Consider the following 20,989-nt stretch of genomic DNA (forward strand, 5'->3'; position numbering starts at 1 on the left):
CGGCTATGTGAAATGACACACGGACGCGGCTGCCACATCGGAGCATGCTATACGTGAGCCATACCTACTTTTGGAGAGCGGCAATGTTTCCCATCTCATCCCTGACGCCATCGGCGACGACGGAGTTGCAAGCGGTCAACCGCGCTTCGGAAACGGCGGCGGTGAATAACGCCACCATCAATGCGGTCGGCAGCGCGCTGGATGCGCCACCGGCGGCGTCGGTGACGGTGGATTTGTCGCCGGTAGCGGGCTTTCTGTTGTCGGTGACCAACGCTCAGCAGCAGTTATCTCAGGTGCAGGGCAACACCTTGCTCGACACTGCGCAACGCGCCGATACCGTCAATACGGCGGTGCAGAATGTGGTGGATGCGTTCAACCTGCTGCCGACTGTGGATTTCGATCAGGGCCAACCGCTGCAAGGATCTTTGTTGAACAACCTGGTCAGCAGCCTGAACCAGCAGCTCAACGATAGCACCACCACGCAGGCGCAGAATCTGGCGCAACTGGGCGTGACCTTGCAGCCGCCGTTGCTGTCGGCACTAACCGGCGGCCTGTCGCTGGAACCGGAGCAACTCCGCGCCGCCTTCAACGCCAACAATCAGCAGACCACATCGACGCTGGACAATACCCTGAACAATTTCCGCACGCTGGCAACCGAATTTGCCGAGCAACTCAGCGTGGCGGGCAGCGCGCAGTTTCCTGCGTTGGGCAGCAATCCGTTCCAGAGTCTGAACGTGCAGCAGCGCGCCGGCTTGACGCCGGAAGAACTGTCGGCCAATACGCGACTGGACCTGGCGCGACAGGAAATCGATAACCTGTCGCAGAACCCGCTGCCGGAAACGGCGGCCGACCGCTTGTCGGCACAGCGCGCGCAACTGGAGCAAACGAATACGGCGCAGCAGCCGGAAACGCCATCGCCCATCGTGCAGCAACAGCAGGCGGAAGCGGCGCAACAGGCACAGGCCAACGTCCAGCAGGCCAATCTGCAACAAGCCCTGCTTGACCAGGCCACCACCGACCAGCAGGCACAAGCCACCCAGCAAGCCAATCTGGCGCAAACCCAGCAGGCTCAGGCCGCACAGCAGACCAACGCCCAGCAACAGGCCAATCAGGCACTGGCGCAACAGCAATTGCAGGATCAGCAAACCAACGCCCAGCAGCTGCAGGCCAACCAGTTGACCGCGCAGCAAACCCAGCAAGCCGCACAGCAGGCGCAGGCCGATCAATTGCGGACGGCGCAACTGGCGCAGGCCGACCAGACCGCCGATGCCCAGCGAGCGCAGTTGCTGCAAGCAGCGACGCAGCAAGCCAACCTGACGCAGGCCCAACAGACGCAGGCGGCGCTCAACCAGCAAACCCAGCTCGACCAGGCACGCGCCGCGCAACAAGCGCAAGTGCAGCAGGCGGCCACGCAGGTGCAGAACGCCCAGCAGGCGCAGGCGGCCCAGGTATCGGCCTTGCAGCAAACCTTGCAACTGAATCAGGCCGCGCAGCAAGCGCAACAGGAGGCTCGCGCCGCACAGGAAGCCCAGGCGGCGCGCCAGGGCCAGCAAGCGCAGAATGCACAGCAAGCGCAAGGCACGCTGCAAAGCCAGCAGGCACAGACGTTGCAACGAGCCCAAGCCACATTGCAAGGGCAGCAGGCGCAGAACGCGCAGCAAGCCCAGGCCGCGTTGCAAGGACAGCAGGCGCAGCAGACGCTGGCGGCGCAACGCGCCCAAACCAGTCTGCAGGCGCAAAATGCCCGACAGGCCCAGAATGCAGCGAATGCGGCGTCGGCACAGCAAGCCCAGCAAGCCGCACCGACCGCCGCCGAGCAGGCGCAGCAAACCGCGCTGACCGCAGCCCAGCAGGCGCAGGCCACCGCACAGGCGCAAACAGCGCGTCAGCAGGCCACGGCCACCGTCACCACCGCCACCGGCGCCGCACAGCAGGCGCAGCAACAAGCCGTGGCGGCCCAGAACGCCGTACAGAACATCCCGACCTTGCCGGCCAACGCCACCGCCGCGCAGCAAGCCCAGACCGCGCAGGCCGCTGCCGCCCAGGTGGCGATCGCCAACTCGGCAGCGCAGTCGGCCGCCGTGCAGGCCCAGGCCGCGCAGAATGCCGCTGACGCCATGGCCGCGCAGAACGCAGCCGCCGTGGCGGCCGCCGCGCAATCTCGCCTGGCGCAGAATAACGTCGGCACCGCCGATGCCGCCACCACCGCAGCCAACGTCGCCGCGCAACAAGCCGCGGCCGTACAGCAGACCGCCGCCAGCCTGGCCGCCGCCAACGCTGCCGCCGCCGACGCCAACCAGCAAGCCGCTGCCGCCGCCAATGCCGCTCAGCAGGCAGCCGCAGCGCAAGCCGCCGCCGAGCAGACCAACGCCGCCCAAGTGGCCGCAGCACAGAACGTCGTCAACACGCCGGCCGATCTGCGCGCCAATCCAGCGCTGGCCGCCGCCATTGCCGCCTACAACGTCAACGACATTGCCGGCACCACCGCCAATGCCGCCCGCGCCGCCACCGCCGCGATTCCGCGTGTGGGCGCGGTCAACGCCACCAGCGCCACCCGCAGCATCGGCAACGCACCGTAACCCCGACGCCTCGCCGGGCGCGGCATTCCGCTCTGGCGACGCGCCGCTCCGTCATTCGCGCCGGGCGGCGCACCGCGACCGTGCGGACCGCGCACCGCATGCCGGCGAGTGCACTGGCGCGGGGCGCGCTCGCCACATCGCCCCGCCACCGGCACGGCCGGCCAAATTAAATTTTGAAGACTCCCTGTTTGCTAGCGCAACTCGCACGATAATATTCTGCGTTTTTAGCGATAATCATCGCATCAACAAACAGGAGATCGCATGAAATTGAAGCACACCGCCGCCGCCCTGGCCCTGCTGGCCGCCTTTGGCGCCCATGCCCAGGACACCGTCATCAAAATCGGCCACAGCGGCCCGCTGTCCGGCGCCCAGGCATTTGCCGGCAAGGACAATGAAAACGGCGCCCGCCTGGCGGTGGAAGAACTCAATGCCAAGCCGATCACCGTGGCCGGCAAGAAGCTGAAATTCGAACTGCTGTCGGAAGACGACCAGGGCGACCCGAAAGCCGGCATGGCCGCCGCCCAGAAACTGATCGACGCTGGCGTGCACTACGTGGTCGGCCCGTACAACTCGGGTGTCGCCATCCCTGCCTCGCGCGCCTACAACGACGCCGGCGCGCTGGTGGCCAGCGTCGCCACCAACCCCAAGCTGACCCAACAAGGCTACAAAGGCCTGTACCGCGTCAACGCCAGCGACTCCCAGCTGGGCTCGAAAATGGCGCTGTACGCCGCCAATGAAATGAAACTGAAAAACGTCGCCGTGATCGACGACCGCACCGCCTTCGGCCAGGGCTTGGCGGAAGAATTCAAGAAGCAGGCCAAGGCGTCCGGCATGACCGTGGCCGGCCACGAATTCACCAACGACAAGGCGTTCGACTTCACCTCCATCCTGACCAAGCTGAAGACCAAGAACGTGCAGGCGATTTTCTTCGGCGGCTACGCGCCGCAAGCCGCGCCGATGGCGCGCCAGATGAAACAGCTGGGCATTACCGCCAAGCTGCTGGGCGGCGACACCATTTGCACCGCCGAAATGGGCAAGCTGGGCGGCGACACCGTCGGCGACAACGTGCTGTGCTCGCAAGGCGGCGCCATCCTCGACAAGGCCGCCACCGGCCCGGCCTTCAAGGCCAAGTTCAAGGCCCGCTTCAAGCAGGACGCCGACGTCTACGCCGCCGCTTATTACGATGCGGTGATGCTGTACGCGCAAGGCATGCAAAAGGCCAACTCGATCGATGCGCAAAAAGTGCAGGCCATCATCAGCGCCGGCTCCTACCAGGGCGTGGCCGGCACCTATGCTTTCGACGCCAAGGGCGACATGAAGCAGTCGCCGGTGACCATCTTCACCTTCAAGGGCGGCCAGCCGGTGCCGTTGACCAGCTATTAAGCAGCCCGATCAGGCTGTCGAAGGCTTGCTGGGCCCCCTGGCATGCCTGTTCGACCTGCACCGGCGTCACCACGTCGGCGCGCAGGGCGGCCAGGAACTGCTGCCAGCGCGGGCCGGGCGAGCCCTGTCCGCGCAGATAGCCCAGTGGATGCGGCGCCAATGATGCGGCCAGGCGCTTGTAAAGCACCGCCCCGCCCAGCTGCGAACCTTCGATGACATAACTGACGCCCCAACGATAGGCGGCACTGGCCTGCGGCGGCCATGGCGGCTGCGCCGCCAGCGGCGTGGCGGCGGGCAGCCCTTGCAGCGACGGATCGGCCAGGTCGATACGCAGCTGCGCCAGATAATCGCGGGGCGGCATCTGCTGGCGTGGGCCATCCGGGTAGCTGTCCAGCCACGCTTGCAGCGGCGCCAGCCACGTCTCCAGCAACTGCAAGTGATCGCGGTAGGCGCGCAGGTCCGGCGCGGCGGCCGCCAGCGGCGTGCGCGAGTCCAGCTCGGCGTGACGGTCGGCAGTGGCGGCGCGCAGGGCGGTCAAGACATCCAATATATTCCCCAGATTCAACATGAAGTGACGATTCTACACAGTCATTACCCGCGCACGGTACGCTATGGCACCATCGCAGAGGGCCGCGCTCAGGTAAAATTTTAATCATCTTTTTTTTGCCGCGCCCATGAACGACATTCCTGCCTCTTTTTGTTCCGTGCTGCTGATCGATGACGAAGCCATGGCCGAGGACCTGATCGGCTATCGCCTGTCGCAGCAGGCCGACATCCGGCTGCGCTACGACGCCCGCGCCGAGCTGGCGGTGAAGCTATGCTGCGAGACCGCGGCCAGCGTGGTGCTGGTCGACCTGCGCATGCCGGGGCCGGACGGCTTCGACGTCATCCGACTGCTGCGCGCCGCCCCCGAAACGGAACATGTGCCGGTCATCCTGCTGTCGTCCGAGGACGACGCCGATACCAAGGCACGCGCCTTCGCGCTCGGCGCCAACGATTATCTGGTCAAGTGGCCGGAGGCGCGCGAACTGGAGGCGCGCATCCGCTATCACAGCGCCGCCTACCAGGCGCGCCGCCAGCGCGACGCCGCCTTCCTGGAATTGCGCGAGCGCGAGGCGGAACTGCGCGCCAGCCAGGCCGCGCTGCACCAGTCGCAAAAAATGGAAGCCATCGGCCAGCTGACCGGCGGCATTGCCCACGATTTCAACAATGTGCTGCAGGTCATCGGCGGCAATTTGCAGCTGGTCAAGATGATCGGCGGCGTCAATCCGCAGGGGCTGGCGCGGGTCGACAACGCCCTCAACGGCGTCGAGCGCGGCGCCCGGCTGGCGGCCCACCTGCTGGCCTTTGCCCGTCGCCAGCCCTTGCAGGCGGCGGTGGTGGCGCTGGCGCCGCTGCTGGCCAATATGGACGACATGCTGCGCCGCGTGCTGGGCGCGCAGGCCCAGGTGCTGACCGACCTGGCGCCGCAGCTGTGGCACACCGAGGTCGATGTCGGCCAGCTCAACAACGTGATCCTGAATCTGGCGATTAACGCCCGCGACGCCATGCACGGCGACGGCACGCTGACCATCCGCGCCCGCAATGTCGCCGCTGGCGCGCCGCTGCCGGACAACCAAGGTCCGTGCGGCTGCGACTATGTGCTGATCGAAATCGCCGACACCGGCGCCGGCATGCCGCCGGAAGTGCTGCAACGCGCGTTTGAGCCGTTCTTTACCACCAAGCCGACCGGCCAGGGCACCGGCCTCGGCCTGAGCATGGCGTATGGCTTCGTCAAGCAGTCGGGCGGCGAGATCGCGCTGCGCAGCGAGGTCGGCCACGGCACCTGCGTGCAGATCTATTTGCCGCGCAGCCACGGCACGCCGGCCGGCACCGTGCCAGACACGGCCGTACCACTGCGCGGCGGCGCCGAAACCATTCTGGTGGTGGAGGACGAGGAAGATGTGCGCGCCGCCACCGCCGACCTGCTGGCGGCACTGGGCTACGATGTGCTGAGCAGCGTCGACGGCGAACAGGCCGCCCGGCTGATCGAAGACGGCGCCCACATCGACTTGCTGTTTACCGACGTCGTCATGCCGGGCCGCGTCAGCAGCCTGGCCTTGAGCGAGCTGGTCAAGCGCAAGCTGCCGCAGGCGCAGATTCTGTTCACGTCGGGTTACGCGGAGGGGGTGCTGGCGCACGACGGCAAGCTGCCGCCGGGCGTCAACCTGTTGCCGAAACCGTACAGCGCCGAAACATTGAGCGCGCGCATCCGCCACTTGCTGGGGCAGCGCGCCGCTTCTACAGCGGCTTGACGTAGCGCTGCGATCCCGGCGGCGGTTCGTTGAGCACCGCCCAGAAGATGCCCAGGTCGGCGATCGCGCGCACGAATTCGGTGAAGTCGACCGGCTTGACCACATAGGCGTTGACGCCCAGCTCGTAGCTGCGCACCAGGTCCTGCTCTTCGCGCGACGAGGTCAGCATCACCACCGGGATGCTTTTCAGCGTCGCCGAACCGCGGATCTCGGCCAGCACTTCCAGCCCATCCACCTTGGGCAGTTTCAGGTCCAGCAGCACCACCGCCGGGTTGCCCTGGTCGCGGCTGCCGTACGCGCCACGCGCGTGCAGGTAGTCGAGCGCTTCGGCGCCGTCGCGTACCACGACCACTTCATTGGCCAGCTGGCTGCGCTCGAGCGCGATCAGGGTCAGTTCCAGGTCGTTGGGATTGTCTTCCACCAGCAGGATGGGCTTTAACATAGTCGGTCTCAATCAGTTACGGGTAAAGCAAACGAAAACGTGGCGCCCTCTCCCGGCACCGAGTGGGCCCAGACGCGGCCGCCATGGCGCTCGATGATACGGCGCACATTGGCCAGGCCGATGCCGGTGCCCTGGAAATCTTCCATCCGGTGCAGGCGCTGGAATACGCCAAATAATTTGTGGGCATATTCCATGTTGAAGCCGACGCCATTGTCGGCCACGTGGAACACAGTCTCGCCCGGCAACTGCACGCTGCTGATACGGATCACCGCCGGATCGCGCGTGCTGGTGAACTTGACTGCATTCGACAGCAAATTATACAAGGCCAGCTGCAGGAAGGTGGGGTCGGCGATGATCTCCGGCAGCGGTTCGATGACCCACTCGATGCGGTGCGCCGGCAAGTCCGGCGACAGCTTGTCGATGCAGCCGCGCACCAGCTGCTCCATGCGCACCGGCACCGGCCGCAACGCCGCCCGGCCCATCTGCGAAAAACTCAGCAAATCGTCGACCAGCTTGCCGGCCAGCCGCGCCGCGTCCTTGATGTTGACCAGGAAGCGCTGGCGGCGTTCCTGATTGTCGTTGGCGGCCGCCTCCAGCAGCAGGTCGGCAAAGCCGACGATGTGGCGCAGCGGCGCACGCAGGTCGTGCGACACCGAATACGAGAACGCCTCCAGCTCCTTGTTGGCGCGGCCAAGTTCCTCGGCCAGATCGGCCATCTGTTCGGCGCGCTCCAGCGCGATGCCCAGCAGCGCGGTGCGGAATTCCAGCGCCAGTTCCACCTCGCCGTCGCGCCATGGCTCGCTGTTGCCATGGATGGTCTCGCGCCACAGCTGGAAACTGCTGCGCGGCGACAGCTGGCCGAACGGGCCGGCCGGCTTGTCGTCCGGACGCCCGGCCCAGTCGATCTGCACCACGTGCTCGGGCCGGAACCACAGCAGGTAGTGCGGGTGGATGCGCGAGATCTGCATCGCCATCAGGCCGCTGGCGCAATCGGTGTAGGCGGCTGCCGGCGCATAGCGCGCCGCCAGGTGGGCGCTGTGGAACACGTCGTCGTGCACCTCTCCATTCAGCCAGGCGGCAAGCGCCTGGATCTGTTCCTCGGACGGCGTGTCGCCAAACGTAATCAGCCGTTCGCCGATGACGATGGCGACCCCGCCGGCGCGGGCGAAGTGCAGCAGCTCGGGCAGCACGCTGCGCAGGTTTTCGATGAAGTCGGCGCCTTGGGTCAGGCCGCCGAGAATGCGCACCATGGCGCGCCGCACTTCGAGGCGGAACTGCAACTCGTCGGCGTCGCTGCGGTTCTTGATGTGCAGCGCCAGGATCTGCCCCAGCTGCTCGCACACGGTGCGCTGGTGGAAGCTGAGCCGGTGCGGCTGCGCATGGTGGCAGGAGATCAGTCCCCACAGCTTGCCCTTGACCACCAGTGACACCGACATCGACGCCAGCGTGCCCATGTTGCGCATGTATTGCAGGTGCACCGGCGACACGCTACGCAACGCCGCAAACGACAGGTCGCTGGCGTGGCCGCCGAACGGATGCTGCGGCGGCACCAGCGGCGCCGGCGTGTAGTGCGCGTCCGGAATCAGCCGCACCCGGTTGGCCACGTACAGCGCGCGCGCCTGGCGCGGAATGTCGCTGGCGGGAAAGCGCTGGCCCAGATAGCTGTCGTAGCCGTCGGCCAGCGACTCGGCCAGCACCGTGCCGTGGCCGTCTTCGTCGAAGGCGTACACCATCACCCGGCCAAAGCCGGTCAGGGCGCGGATGTCCTCCGCCGCCAGTCGGCTTAGTTCGGCGATGGTGTCGGCGTCGCTGATCTTGTTGAGGAAATCGCCTACCAGCGGATACAGCTGCTGCAGATCGCTGCCGGCGCCGCTGGCCGGCTCGAATTCCAGCAGCAGCAAGCCGTCCCACGCATGGGCCAGCACGTCGAAGCGTGACGCGCTCTGTACCACGGTGGCCAGATAGGCCGGCTGCTCGCGCAGCCCGCCGGCCGTCAGGTGCGGGGCCAGCAGCGCTGCGCCTTCGGCGCCGATGACCTCGGCCAGCGGCCGGCCCAGCGCCTGCTCCGGCGTCATCCCGGTGAACGGGGCCAGGTTGGCGCTGACCTGGCGCACCGTCAGTTGCTCGTCCAGCGCCAGCAAAAAGCCGTGCGGCTGCACCGCGCCGGGCGTGCGAATCGGTTCGCGGTCGCAGCTGGTGAGATCGATGGCGGGACTATCCTGGGGCATTGTCTGGACGCAAAAATACGAAGTTATCAGGCCTGCATGATAGCAAGTTCTAGCCAACGCCGCCGCACGCCTCAGCCCAGTTTCAATTCCCAGTAGCCGACGTCGATCCAGCGGTCGAACTTGCGCCCGACCTCGCTGAAATGCGCCACCTTGACGAAGCCCAGCCGCTCATGCAGCGCCACGCTGGCCGGATTGGGCTGGGCGATGCCGCCGATCACCATGTGCACGCCGCGCTGGCGCAGTTGGTCCAGCAGCGCGGTGTACAGCGCGCTGCCGATGCCCTGCCCGCCCTGCCCCGGCGCCACATACACGCTGGTTTCGGCCGAGAAACGGTAGGCGCTGCGCACCCGCCATCTGGTGGCGTAGGCGTAGCCGGTCACTTGGCCGGCGGCGTCCTCGCGCACCAGCCACGGCAGCACGGCGCTGACGTCGCGGATGCGCTGCGCCATCTCCTCTTCCGTGACCGCGCGCTCCTCGAAGCTGATGGTGGTGGTGGCGATGTAGTGGTTGTAGATGGCGGCGATGGCGCCGGCGTCCTCCGGTGTGGCGGCGCGCAGCATCAATTGTCGGTCGCCGGACGCAACGAGGCGAACAGCGGCGAGGCCATCGGGCCGGTGTCCGGCAGCGGCATGAAGGCGATGGCGCGCGCCTCGTCGGCCGGCAAGCCGATGCCTTGCAGCACCACCGTCAGCATTTCCTCGATGTGCTGCGGCCCGCCGCCGCCCTCGGTCAGCTGGGTCTCGATGCCGAAGAACAGCGAACCCAGAATCATGTCGCGCAGCGCCAGCGCGCTGCTGGCGGCAAAGCGGCCGCTGGCCAGGCCCAGTTCCAGGTCGCGCAACAGGTAGCGGTCCAGCCGCCGCCCGCGCACCGCGTGCGCCGGGCCGATGCGCGTCAGGAAGGTGCCCCACACCGGATAGCGCAGCGCAAAATACACATACAGCCGGGTGCCGACGCAAAACCGCACCACCGGATCGTCGTAGCGCAGCACCTGCGGATCGACCACGCCCAGCAGCTCTTCGTTGAGGTCCTCGGTGACGGCCGCCAGCAGCTCGTGCGTGGTCTTGAAATAATTGTAGAACGTGCCGCGCGCCACGCCGGCGGCGGCGATAAAGTCGTCGATCACCGGCGCGTCCGGGCCGAGCCGGGCGAAAACGTCGATGGCGCTGCGGATCAGCAGCGCGCGGGTGCGCTCGCGCCGTTCGATGCCGACGCGCTGCTGGTGATTGGGTGCTGGAGTGGTGAGGATTTCGTTCATGCGGGAAGTATAGACCAACTAATTACGTCCGCGCACGTCGTCCAGCAGCGGCACGATGGCCAACAGCAGCAGCGCCGCCGCCAGCGGCAACGTGGCCGCGAAGCCCAATTGCTGGAAGCCGAAGGCGCCGGCCACGCCGCCCGCCAAGAACATCGCCAGCAGCGAGCCGAGCAGCGCCAGCCGGCGGTGATCGGCCGTCACAGGCGTGACGTCAGCAGCGCGGTTCCAGTAACACAGCTTGCCCAGCTCGATGCCGATATCGGTCACCAGGCCGGTGACGTGGGTGGTGCGGATTTCGGCGCGCGAGGCCTTGGTGACGATGGCGTTTTGCAGCCCCATCACAAAGCACAGCAGCGCGACGGTGGCGGCGATATGGCCGTGCGCCGCCACCCGTGCGCCGAGCAAGCCGAAGGCCAGCAACAGCGCCGCCTCCAGCAGCAGCGGCAGCGCGTAACAGCTGTGCGCGGCGCGGCGCCGGCCCCAGTTGATCAGGATGGCCGAAGTGGCGGCGCCGAGAAAAAACGCCGCCAGCGACGCCAGCCCCGCCAGCAGCAGCCCGCCTTGGCCCAGCGCCAGATTGTCGGCCAGCGCCGACACCACGCCCGACATGTGCGACGTGTATTGGCCGACCGCGAAAAAGCCGCCCGCATTGACTGCCCCGGCCACAAACGCCAGCGCGCGCCCCAGCCGGCGGTTGCTGAGATCGGTGCGCTGCGGACTGGCGTAGGTGCGCAGATAGTGCATGGGCATGACGGGTCTCCGTGAGGAATGTCGCCCGTCGATTGTAAATCAGAAGTCCTGGGTGGCCGGATATTGGCTGTAGAAGTCGTTGTCCCAGTGGAAGTGGGTGGTGGAGATGGTGATGGTGACATCCAGCGCCTCGACGAAATGCCACCAGCCGACCGGCAGGAACAGGATCTCGCCCGGCGCCAGTACGCACTCGCGCACCGGCACGCCGGCCATCAGCGGGAAGCGCTCCAGGTCGATGTGTCGGCCGTCCACCGGTGAAAAACAGTGGCGCTGGTTGTACATCCTGGGCGTGTCGCACGGCGCCACCAGCCGCACCCGCTTGCGCCCGGCGATCTGGATCATGAAGTTGTTGGTCAGATCGTGGTGGAACGGCGTGATGGTGCCGGCCGGGCCAAACCAGAAAAAGCCGCTGCTGCCCGGCTGCAGATAGGCGTCCAGCGGCGGCAGGTCGGCCATCAGCTCCTGCAAGGCGGCGCGGTTCTGGCCGTCGTTATTGGCGGTCATGTAGAAATCGTTGGTAACGCCGGCGTTTTGCACCAGCGCCACATAGTCGCTGAACGGCATGCGGCGGCGGTGCGAGGTGCTGTTGATCTCGTAGTCCGGATCGGCGTTGCGGCCGAACTGCACTTCCACCTCGCGCTGCCCCAACTGCGCGGCCAGGTAGTCGAAGGTCCATTTTTCGCGCGCGGCGCAGTCGTCCAGCATGCCGGTGATGATGACCGGCTGGTTGCGCTGGTAGAACTCGTGCAGGAATGCGTCGCCCGACAGGCGCTCGCGGCGCGGCACCTCGGCCGGCGCCAGCTGATTCAGCCGAGACTGGATGCCCAGCACCCAGTCGCGCTTGGCCAGCCGGTTGTGCAACCGCGCCACCCCGCGCAAATAGGGACTGGCCAGCGCCGCCTCGACCTCGGCGCGCGCCGCCGCCTCGGCGATGCCGGATTGGACCATGATGCCGGCCAGATGCCCGGGCTGGCCGCCGAGGATCAGGTTCTCGGCGATCCAGCCGCGCCAGGAATCGTTGACAGCGATCGGCGGCACGGCATCCTGGCGGTTCATCGGCGAGCTATCCTTTTTGCATTGTTGCTTTTTTAATACACAGTTTCCGGCAACACTGCACGCGCCACGCCGTCGCGGACATCGATCACGCGCGGGAACACTTTGCCGAAACTCATCTTATAACAAGCCTGGCCATCTTTCCATGCAGTCGGCAACACCAGCAACATCTGGAACGACGTCGGCTGATCGCTCTGCGCGCCGAAAATCGGCGGCGTGCCGGCCAGCACGATGGCCTGCATCGGCTCGCCGGTATCGATCTCCATGTGGTGACCGCGCACCGACATTTCGTGCACTTCGCCGGTGACGGTTTCCAGCACCGCGGTGCCGACCACGCTCTCGGTTTCGCGGTTGACAACCAGGTTCAGACGCAGCGACGGACGGCCCAGGGCGGCGCTGTGGATTTCATAAACGGCGGCAAATAACTGACTCATGGCATTTCCTAAAGTGAAGAGCTGAAAACATGCTCTGCACTGTAGGCGGACCGCCACAGAATTGCCTTCCGGTTACCTTCCGATTCGTAAGCCGCTGTTTATAAAGACAATTTACCGCTTGGGCAAGACCCAGCCCGGACGGATGTAATGGCAGGTGTAGCCGTTCGGAATGCGTTCCAGATAGTCCTGATGCTCCGGTTCGGCTTCCCAGAACGGGCCAAACGGGGCCAGTTCGGTGACCACTTTGCCCGGCCACAAACCAGAGGCGTTAACATCGGCGATGGTGTCCTCGGCCACCTCACGTTGTTTCTCATCAGCATAATAAATAGCCGAACGGTAACTCGTACCAAGGTCATTGCCTTGCCGATTGGCGGTGCTCGGGTCGTGAATCTGGAAGAAAAATTCCAGGATTTTGCGGTAGCTGAGCACGGCCGGATCGAAGCTGATCTCGATCGCCTCGGCGTGCGTGCCATGGTTGCGGTAGGTGGCGTTGGCGACGTCGCCGCCGCTGTAGCCGACCCGCGTGGACACCACGCCCGGCATTTTGCGAATCAGATCCTGCATGCCCCAGAAGCATCCGCCGGCCAGAATGGCTTTTTCCGTGCTCATATTCGTTCCTTTCAATAAATGTTCTTAGCTAATTTGGAGACATCTCGACGATTCTTCAAGCAAACAGCGGAATAAGCACTATAATTGACGCTAGGAAAGCCAAATTTCTTTGGCTCGCGTGCCCCTTCCCTGTCGCGCCCTCTCTCCTCCGGCCTGGACCCAGCCGAACGCAACGTTTCATTTTTCGTTCATATCATGGACCAGACCACTACCCAACGTATTCTCGTTGTCGACGACAACAGCGAAGCGGCCGACATCTCGGCCGAACTATTGGAACTGCACGGCTATCGCACCGCAGTCGCCTACACCGGCCTGACCGGGCTAGAAGCGGTGCGCACTTTCGAGCCGCACGCCGTGCTGCTGGACCTCGGCATGCCCGGCATGGACGGCTACCAGGTCGCGGCCGCGCTGCGCGCCGTGCCGGACTTCGACCAGGTGGCGCTGATCGCCTTCACCGCCTGGGGCGACGTCGTCACCCGCCAGCGCGTGATCGACACCGGCTTCGACGCCCACGTGATCAAACCGGCCAACCTGGAACGCATCCTGAACGCGGTGCGCGAAGCACTGGCCGCGCGCGCGCAGATGCACACCAGCGCCGCCTAGTCACTTCAGCAACACCCGGCCGAAACCGGTATCGGTGCGTTCGCCGGCCTGACCGGCGGCGTAGCCGAAGCGGCAGCTTTGCAGATAGCCAACCGCCTGCGCCACCAGCGCCGGCGGCTGGCCGTTCGGCTCGGCCACCACGCGGGTCGGCGCGCCGTCGGCGTTCACCAGAAAACGCAGCAGGATGCCATCGGCATTGCTGGGCCGCTGGTCGGCCGCGCGGAAAGTGGCAAAGCGGTCGGACGGCGGGCAACTGTCGGCCAGCAGCACCGGCCGCGCCGCCGGCGTGCCGCTCAATTTCCACACGTACTGTAACGGGAACACCGTCTGCTTGCTGGCGGCTGGCAGATCCGGCTGGAACACGCAGCTGGCGATGCCTTGCAGCGCCGCCTGATCGAGGATTTGCCAGCCGCTGCCCTGTGTCACCGACGGATGCAGCACCCGACCGTCGCTGCCGATTTCAAAGCGGATCGTCGTCGCGCCCTCGATTTCATAGCGGCGCGCCTCAGCCGGCCACTGCGGCTGCGCGCAACTGGCCGGGCTGACCAAGGCCTGAAACGGCGCCTGCTGCCCCGACTGGGCGGCACGGCTGGCGAAATTAATGACGCCAAACACCGCAGAGATCGCGGCGAGGGCAAGAAGTTTCCGGTTCATGCCGCGATGATAGCTTACTTGTCAGCTTCTTACTGAGCCTGCTGAGCACGTTTCTCGGCAGCGCTCGCCAAGCCACGCACATAACTGAAGCGGTTGGCCACGGGCGTTTGGTTCAACGGCCATACTATTTGTGCCGGATTGGGAAAGCGGAGACGCTAGATATGATTGCGCACCACAATGCGCAATCTTTCAAACTGTTCATCATCCCAGGTGTGCGAAGCATGCTGTAGAAATTCGGGATCTTTCGCCAAGCTCTGCACCAGCTTGCTGTACATAAAAAACGTCCGGTACAAATCGTAAGCAACCCGAATACCCATTAGCGCGCAAATGCCCATGCCTACCATTAAAAAAAACAGAGAAGGGGTCCATTAGTGCCTCCTACTTATCTGTCAAAAACTCAAAGAAATCTTCTTTGCCACGTACGTGACGAAAGGATCTCTCAATAATATGCGCGGCGAATATAAATACAATAGCCGCACCGGAAGCCGGTAACACATTGTGAAGCAGGCGAACGGGTTCAGTGGACAGGTAACCAAACACAGCAGAAAAAATCACGCCAATTAAGAAGCCAATACCAAAAGTGACGGTATAGCGTGACGACAAAATTCTGCCAGCAATCCAGTGTGCTTTTTTCTTTCTGGTTCATGCAGCGCCCCGGTAGACGGATGAGACTTCCAGCCTACTGAAGTTCAGCCACACGCCGCATGATCCAAGTCATGTAAGATAGCGCAGCGCGGGTGGGTATAATTGGTGGATGCGCCTATCGGATAAACGGAACGTCTTGCACTTGTGGATCGCCATTCTGGCGCTGCTATTTAGTGCGATTGCGCCTGCCGTGTCGCATGCGATGTCGGGGGCCGGCGGCGTTCCGGGGCTGGAGCTGTGTACCATAGCCGGCGTCAAGGCGCCACCGGGCAAGTCGCTGTCGGACGCGATTGTGCACGCCTTCGAACATTGTCCTTACTGCGCCGCGCACGCGACGCCGCCCGCGTTGCCGCCACAGTCGGCATGGCACTTTCCGCTGCACCGCGCGCAGCCGATTTTCCCTGCGCTGTATTACCACGCGCCGTCGCCGCTATTCGCCTGGTCGACCGCCAATCCACGCGCGCCTCCCGCTTTGATCTAATCCGTTCGTCCGCAGCGCTGTTAGCGCGCTGCGCTTTCGCATCTGTAAAGCTGGAGATTGCTCATGTCCCACCCGTCCTCCGCGTCCGGAATGTACCGGCGCGTCTGGCACTGGCATTTTTATGCCGGCCTGATTTGCCTGCCCTTTATCTTTTTACTGGCGCTGACCGGCGCCGCCTACCTGTTCCACCAGCAGATCGACGACGTCATCTACGCCCGCCTGCTACTGCGCGAAGCCGACCCCAGGCCAACGTTGGCGCCGACACAGCTGATCGCCGCCGCCCTGCGCGCCGAACCCGGCGACGTCAAAGCCATCACGCTGCCGGACGACGACACGCACAGCGTGCAGGTAGACGTCACGCAAGCCGGCGGCAAAGTGCGCCAGGTATTCATCGATCCCGCCTCCGGCAAAGTGCTCGGCGCTATCGACGAATCGGCGCGCGTGATGACCTTCGTGAAGCACCTGCATTCGCTGACGGTACTGGGCAACGGCGGCCGCATGGTCATCGAAACCGTGGCCGGCTGGATCATCGTGCTGATACTGACCGGCGCCTACCTGTGGTGGCCGCGCGGCCGCCGTCACGGCGTGATCAGCATCCGTCCCGGCGCCACAGGACGCAACTGGTGGCGCGACCTGCACGCCGTCACCGGCGCCTTCGGCGGCATCGTCATCCTGTTTTTGGCGCTGACCGGCATGCCGTGGACTGCGGTCTGGGGCCAGCAAGTCAACCGCTGGCTCAGCGAACATGATCTTGGCGCGCCGAACGGCATGTGGCGCAACCTGCCGCATTCCACCGTCCCCGCTTCCGCGCTGGGCGACCTGCCCTGGACCTTGCAGCAGCAACCACTGCCCGCCTCCGACGATCCGCACGCCGAACACCACGGGCATGGCGGCCACCACGGCCCCGTCGCGCCGGCCGGCATTGCCCGCGTTAGCGCCGACCAGGCAGTCAGCACGCTGGCCGCCGCCGGCCTGCGCCAAGGCTACCGGCTGGTGCTGCCGCAAGACGCGCAAGCCGTCTATAGCGCCATCCGCACGCCGCGCCAGCTGGCCGGACGGCGCGTGATCCATCTCGACCAGTACAGCGGCAAGGTGCTAATGGACCTCGGCGCGGACCGCATCGGCGCGATTGGCCGCGTTACCGAATGGGGCGTCAGCGTGCATCAGGGTGGGGAATATGGCTGGATCAATCAGATGGTGATGCTGCTCGGCTGCGTCGCGCTGATGCTGCTGTGCGTGAGCGGCGTGGTGGTGTGGTGGAAACGTAGACCCACGGGCAGCTTTGCACCGCCGCCATGCCGGGATGGGGATCGCCTGGCGCTGGGCGCCATCATCATTGCCGTCGTCACCGGCATGATGTTTCCGTTGCTGGGCGCGTCAATGCTGCTGGCGGCCCTGCTTACTGCAAGGCGCAGACCATCACTTTAAGGGACGGTCTGCGCCAACCGGCTATCAGGACTTGAAGAAGGCCAGCAGGTCCGGGTTGATCACATCGGCGTGCGTGGTCGGCATGCCGTGTGGGAAGCCTGGGTAGGAAATCAGCTTGCCATGCTTGAGCAGCTTGACCGATTTCGCGCCGCTGTTGCCAAATGGGACGATCTGGTCGTCTTCACCGTGCAGCACCAGCACTGGGATATCCAGCGCGCGCAGGTCTTCGGTGAAGTCCACCTGGGCGAATTGGAAGATGCAATCGTAGGCGGCTTTAACGCCACCGTTCATGCCTTGACGCCACCAGTTCTGGCGAATCGCTTCCGACACTTTGGCGCCTGGACGGTTGTAGCCGTAGAACGGAATCGTCAGGTCCATGTAGAACTGTGGACGATTGAACGCGGTGCCCTGACGGATGTCGTCGAAGACTTTCAGCGGCACGCCGTCCGGATTGGTGGCCGATTGCACCATGATTGGTGGCACGGCGCTGATCAGCACAGCCTTGGTCACCAGACCTTTGCCGTGTTGACGCACGTAGCGGACTACCTCGCCGCCGCCGGTCGAGTGACCCACGTGGATCGCGCTCTTCACTTTCAATGCCGCGACTACGGCGGCGGTGTCGGCGCTGTAGGTGTCCATGTCGTTGCCATGGTCGGTCTGGGTCGAACGGCCGTGACCGCGACGGTCATGGGCGATGACGCGGTAGCCGTGCTGCAGGAAGAACATCATCTGCGCATCCCAGTCGTCCGAGCTCAGCGGCCAGCCGTGGTGGAACCAGACGACTGGTGCGTCTTTAGGACCCCAGTCCTTGTAGAAAATCTGGCTACCGTCTTTTACTGTAACAAAACCGCTGTCCATGTTGAATGCTCCTTGATGAGGGGTGGTGGAAGATGTCGCAGCCGAGGCGATCGAAGGCAGGCCAGCCGCTGCGGCGGCAACAGCACCCAGGCCGCCGACGATGGCCGAGCGGCGGGATGAGCTGACGTCGGAGGAAGTCTTTTCGGAATTCACGTGATACTCCTTCTTATGTGATTGATGTGGCAAAGCCAGATCACATTGGAACCGAACCGACCCTCTTTTGTAACCCGCCTAAAGGTAGGCTTATCCCATTTTGGATAAGTGACTGATTGCGGACACCAGCTGATCCAGATCGCCGGTGCGGGTGAACAAGCCGGGGGTGACCCGGATACAGGCGCCGCCCACCGGCCCCTTGCGCGCCACGGTGAAAATCCGGTATTCCTCCACCAGCCGGTTGACCAGCGCCGCGTTCTGTTCAAACGAGGTGTGACCGCGCAGGCGGAACGAGGTCACCGCGCCATAGCTGCCCGCCTCATCGGGCGTCAGGACCTGCACGCCGTCCATGCCGCGCACCTTCCGCACCCAGTAATCGCGCAGCTCGCGCAGGCGGCGTCCGCGATTGGCGACGCCGATTTCGGCGTGCAGCTTGAGCGCCGCCGGTACGGTCATCAAAGCCGCAGCGTTGAAGGTACCCGAATGCACGCGCGAACGGATATCGCCGGCAGGATAATCCTCGTCGCCTCGCTCAATGCCGATATCCGCCAGCCGCTCTTTGCGAATATACAGAAAACCCGTGCCCAGCGGCGCACCAACCCATTTGTGCAGATTGGCGCCGATAAAATCCGCCCCCAGGTCGGGCAGCTTGTAGTCCAGCTGTCCCCACGACTGCGCCACGTCGAGGATCACATCGACGCCGCGCGCCTTGGCCAGCTTGATGATTTCCACAACCGGCAGCACAAAGCCGGTGCGGTGATTGACGTGCGTGAGCAGCAGCAGGCGGGTGCGCGGATGCTGGCGCAAGGCCTGTTCATAGACGTCGATGGCGGTCTGGCGGTTGATAGGCTCAGGGATCTTCACCAGCGCCACTTTAGCGCCGTTGCGCTGGGCCAGATCGTTCATCGCGTACTGCATGGCGTCGTAATCGAGATTGGCGTACATGATGGTGTCGCCGCGCTTGAGCAAACGATAATTGCAGATCAGGTTTTGCAGCGACTCGGTGGCGCCGCGCGTGATCGCCAGTTCTTCCGCCGCCACGCCGGTGTGTGTCGCCAGCAGCGCGCGCAGCTGCTCCATGCCGGCGTGGTCGAACTGACGGCGCAGATAGTAGGAGTTGTTGCGGTTCAGGTAATCGATATTGCGCTTGAAGTCCTCCACCACCGGCCGCGCCATGATGCCGTAATAGGCGTTTTCCAGATTGACGATATCGCCGGCGACGTCGTAACTTTGCGCGACCGCCTCCCAGTCCGCCGACGACGACGGCGCCGCCGGCAATGCCGACGAAACGCCCGGCACCGCCAGCGCCGTCATCCCCGCAGCCGCCCCCAACAACCTGCGCCGCCCCGCTTGAAATCCATCCATTCCGTACCTCCAGAAGTTAGTATCGCAAACCAGTTGCACAGCTTTCGCCAGCTCATGGGCATAATACGGGAAGAATAACGCGCACGAGGAGCATTCCATGCATGTACCAACACGCCGCCGTGCCCTGGCGTCCATGGCCTCCATCGCGGCGCTCGGCGCACTGCCGGCGACATCGTCGGCCTCCGCCGCCAGTGCACGCGCGCCGCTGCGCCTGACGATGGTCAACCTGATGCCGTGGGCCAGCAACGACGCGCATGGCCGGCCGATCGGCGCCTTGATCGGCTTATGCGCACAAATGGCGACGCTGAGCGGCGTGCCGATCACACCCATTCCGGTGCCGTACGGCCGTGCGCCGCACATGCTGAACAGCGGCGGTGCGGACCTGATGCTGATCATCGACACCAGCGCCAAAGGCGGCGGCATCGACTACGTGGGCACGGTCGATATTGTGGTGTTCGGCCGCAGCGGCTTCCGCTTCCAGCGCATGGAAGACCTGTTCGGCAAAACCGTCGGCACGCTGCGTCACTCCGGCTACAGCCCGGAACTGGAGGCCGAAGCGCGCATCCGCAAACACGCTTTCGACAGCTACGACCAGGGCGTGCGCATGCTGCAGGCCGGCCGGCTGGATGTGGTGCTCGGCGTGCGCGACAGCATCGAATATGCGCTGGGTAAAGCGGCCGGCGAGGTCAGTCCGCGCTATACGCTGGCGAGCGGCCGGGTGGCGCTGTACGCCGAGCCCAAGCTCGACGCCGCCACCATCGCCGCGCTGCAAACGGCCTGCCGCCAGCTGCGCCAGAAACGCGTGCTGGACGAGTTGCTACATCGCCCTCAGCGCCGGTAAAACTGCTTGACCATCTCGGTGAAGTTCTGCACCGTGACCGACTTCTCGCGCGGCCGCGTGATCAGCGCAATCGCCGTGCCCAGTCCCTGATTGCGCAGGTCCTGATAGGTGACGCCTTCGGAACGAAACTGGCCGATGGACTCCGGAATGATGGCCACGCCGAAGCCCGCCGCCACCATGTTGACGCCCGACGAAATCTGCGGCGACTCCATTTCGATCCTGGGTGAAAAGCCGGCCACGTGGCAGGCGCTGATAATGGCGTCGTACAGCTCCGGATTGATGGCGCGCGGGTACAGGATGAACGGATCGGCCGCCAGCTGTTTCAAGTCGATGGTGCGGCGCCGGCCGAGCGCATGGCCGCTGGGCAGCACCGCGATCATCTTCTCCTGTACCAGCGGCGTCACGGTCAGGTCGCCGCAATCGAGGGCAGGCGGATCATGGCGCAATCGACCTGGGCGTCGGCCAGCTTGCCCAGCAGCGCCGTGCTGTTGCTCTCCTCGGTGCGGATCTTCACCCCCGGATAGTCCTCGCGGAAGCGGCGCAGCAGACGCGCCACGGTCGGATGAAACACCGTCGACCCGGCGAAACCGATCGACAGGTTGCCGCTCTCGCCGCGCGCCGCCATCTTCACATGTTCCAGCGCGTCGTTGGCGTCGTCCAGCACGCGCCGCGCGCGCTCTTTGAAAATCACCCCTGCCGCAGTCAACTCCACGCGGCGCGGATGGCGGATGAACAGCTGCGTGCCGATCTCCCGTTCCAGCTTGATGATCTGCTGGCTCAACGGCGGCTGCGCAATGCCCAGCCGCTCAGCCGCTACCGTGAAGTGCAGGTGCTCGGCCACGGCCAGAAAATAGCGTAACTGGCGAAACTCCATCGTTGTCCTTTCATCTTGAAGAGCATGTTGCGATATCTTTTTCGTCTTGAAGAGACT

19 protein-coding genes and 1 pseudogene are annotated in these 20,989 nt (G+C 64.7%); 7 read left to right on the top strand and 13 right to left on the bottom strand.

The window, feature by feature from the left end; all coding sequences use genetic code 11:
- Positions 1-83: 83 nt before the first annotated feature.
- A complete protein-coding gene (locus HH213_RS05460; RefSeq protein WP_169111270.1) occupies positions 84-2,579 on the top strand; it encodes a hypothetical protein in 2,496 nt (831 codons plus the stop codon).
- Between the two features lie 261 nt (positions 2,580-2,840).
- Positions 2,841-3,962, top strand: a complete 1,122-nt coding sequence (locus tag HH213_RS05465; RefSeq protein ID WP_169111272.1) for a branched-chain amino acid ABC transporter substrate-binding protein — start codon at positions 2,841-2,843, stop codon at positions 3,960-3,962.
- Here HH213_RS05465 and HH213_RS05470 read toward each other — a convergent pair.
- Positions 3,925-4,509 (bottom strand): biliverdin-producing heme oxygenase, encoded by a 585-nt coding sequence (locus HH213_RS05470; RefSeq protein WP_308494528.1) that lies wholly within the window; start codon positions 4,507-4,509, stop codon positions 3,925-3,927. The two genes, HH213_RS05465 and HH213_RS05470, sit on opposite strands and share 38 nt — an antisense overlap.
- A 127-nt stretch (positions 4,510-4,636) precedes the next feature.
- Here HH213_RS05470 and HH213_RS05475 point away from each other — a divergent pair, with 127 nt between their 5' ends.
- A complete protein-coding gene (locus HH213_RS05475; protein ID WP_169111276.1) occupies positions 4,637-6,256 on the top strand; it encodes a response regulator in 1,620 nt (539 codons plus the stop codon).
- Here HH213_RS05475 and HH213_RS05480 read toward each other — a convergent pair.
- The 8 genes from HH213_RS05480 to msrA form a co-directional block, all read right to left on the bottom strand.
- Positions 6,243-6,698: a response regulator gene (locus HH213_RS05480; RefSeq protein ID WP_110844952.1), complete on the bottom strand. Its 456-nt coding sequence runs from the start codon at positions 6,696-6,698 to the stop codon at positions 6,243-6,245. The genes HH213_RS05475 and HH213_RS05480 overlap by 14 nt on opposite strands.
- Before the next feature lie 8 nt (positions 6,699-6,706).
- A complete protein-coding gene (locus HH213_RS05485) occupies positions 6,707-8,926 on the bottom strand; it encodes an ATP-binding protein (RefSeq protein ID WP_169111278.1) in 2,220 nt (739 codons plus the stop codon).
- 71 nt (positions 8,927-8,997) lie between these two features.
- Positions 8,998-9,486 carry an arsinothricin resistance N-acetyltransferase ArsN1 family B gene (locus tag HH213_RS05490; RefSeq protein ID WP_169114982.1) on the bottom strand — a complete coding sequence of 163 codons (489 nt, stop codon included), beginning with the start codon at positions 9,484-9,486 and terminating at the stop codon, positions 8,998-9,000.
- Positions 9,486-10,184: a TetR/AcrR family transcriptional regulator gene (locus HH213_RS05495; RefSeq protein ID WP_169111280.1), complete on the bottom strand. Its 699-nt coding sequence runs from the start codon at positions 10,182-10,184 to the stop codon at positions 9,486-9,488. Before HH213_RS05495 ends, HH213_RS05490 begins: the two co-directional genes overlap by 1 nt.
- An 18-nt stretch (positions 10,185-10,202) precedes the next feature.
- Entirely contained in the window at positions 10,203-10,934 is a 732-nt protein-coding gene (locus HH213_RS05500; protein ID WP_169111282.1) for a YoaK family protein, read from the bottom strand.
- A 39-nt stretch (positions 10,935-10,973) separates the two neighbouring features.
- Positions 10,974-11,990, bottom strand: coding sequence for a cupin-like domain-containing protein (locus tag HH213_RS05505; RefSeq protein WP_169111284.1), 1,017 nt, complete (start codon positions 11,988-11,990; stop codon positions 10,974-10,976).
- Positions 11,991-12,022: 32 nt separating this feature from the next.
- Entirely contained in the window at positions 12,023-12,421 is a 399-nt protein-coding gene (locus HH213_RS05510) for a DUF1842 domain-containing protein (protein ID WP_110844958.1), read from the bottom strand.
- 111 nt (positions 12,422-12,532) lie between these two features.
- Positions 12,533-13,030: a peptide-methionine (S)-S-oxide reductase MsrA gene (gene msrA, locus HH213_RS05515; RefSeq protein ID WP_169111286.1), complete on the bottom strand. Its 498-nt coding sequence runs from the start codon at positions 13,028-13,030 to the stop codon at positions 12,533-12,535.
- Between the two features lie 195 nt (positions 13,031-13,225).
- Here msrA and HH213_RS05520 point away from each other — a divergent pair, with 195 nt between their 5' ends.
- Positions 13,226-13,633: a response regulator gene (locus HH213_RS05520; protein ID WP_110844960.1), complete on the top strand. Its 408-nt coding sequence runs from the start codon at positions 13,226-13,228 to the stop codon at positions 13,631-13,633.
- Here the strand turns inward: HH213_RS05520 and HH213_RS05525 are convergent, their stop codons facing one another.
- Positions 13,634-14,287 carry a TonB family protein gene (locus HH213_RS05525; protein WP_169111289.1) on the bottom strand — a complete coding sequence of 218 codons (654 nt, stop codon included), beginning with the start codon at positions 14,285-14,287 and terminating at the stop codon, positions 13,634-13,636.
- A 781-nt stretch (positions 14,288-15,068) separates the two neighbouring features.
- Between HH213_RS05525 and HH213_RS05530 the strand changes: the two genes are divergently transcribed.
- Together HH213_RS05530 and HH213_RS05535 are read left to right on the top strand one after the other, a co-directional pair.
- Positions 15,069-15,413, top strand: a complete 345-nt coding sequence (locus HH213_RS05530; RefSeq protein ID WP_169111291.1) for a DUF2946 domain-containing protein — start codon at positions 15,069-15,071, stop codon at positions 15,411-15,413.
- A gap of 63 nt (positions 15,414-15,476) precedes the next feature.
- Entirely contained in the window at positions 15,477-16,841 is a 1,365-nt protein-coding gene (locus tag HH213_RS05535; protein WP_229263310.1) for a PepSY-associated TM helix domain-containing protein, read from the top strand.
- Between the two features lie 24 nt (positions 16,842-16,865).
- Here the strand turns inward: HH213_RS05535 and HH213_RS05540 are convergent, their stop codons facing one another.
- Positions 16,866-17,699: an alpha/beta fold hydrolase gene (locus HH213_RS05540; RefSeq protein ID WP_199240426.1), complete on the bottom strand. Its 834-nt coding sequence runs from the start codon at positions 17,697-17,699 to the stop codon at positions 16,866-16,868.
- A gap of 243 nt (positions 17,700-17,942) precedes the next feature.
- Positions 17,943-19,217 carry an aminotransferase class V-fold PLP-dependent enzyme gene (locus HH213_RS05545; protein ID WP_169111295.1) on the bottom strand — a complete coding sequence of 425 codons (1,275 nt, stop codon included), beginning with the start codon at positions 19,215-19,217 and terminating at the stop codon, positions 17,943-17,945.
- Between the two features lie 97 nt (positions 19,218-19,314).
- Here HH213_RS05545 and HH213_RS05550 point away from each other — a divergent pair, with 97 nt between their 5' ends.
- Entirely contained in the window at positions 19,315-20,058 is a 744-nt protein-coding gene (locus HH213_RS05550) for a substrate-binding periplasmic protein (protein ID WP_169111297.1), read from the top strand.
- Here HH213_RS05550 and HH213_RS30625 read toward each other — a convergent pair.
- Positions 20,046-20,932 (bottom strand): annotated as a pseudogene (locus HH213_RS30625) (LysR family transcriptional regulator). The gene HH213_RS05550 and the pseudogene HH213_RS30625 overlap by 13 nt on opposite strands.
- Positions 20,933-20,989 lie beyond the last annotated feature (57 nt).

The organism is Duganella dendranthematis (assembly GCF_012849375.1).
Taxonomy (GTDB): Bacteria; Pseudomonadota; Gammaproteobacteria; order Burkholderiales; family Burkholderiaceae_D; genus Rugamonas; species Rugamonas dendranthematis.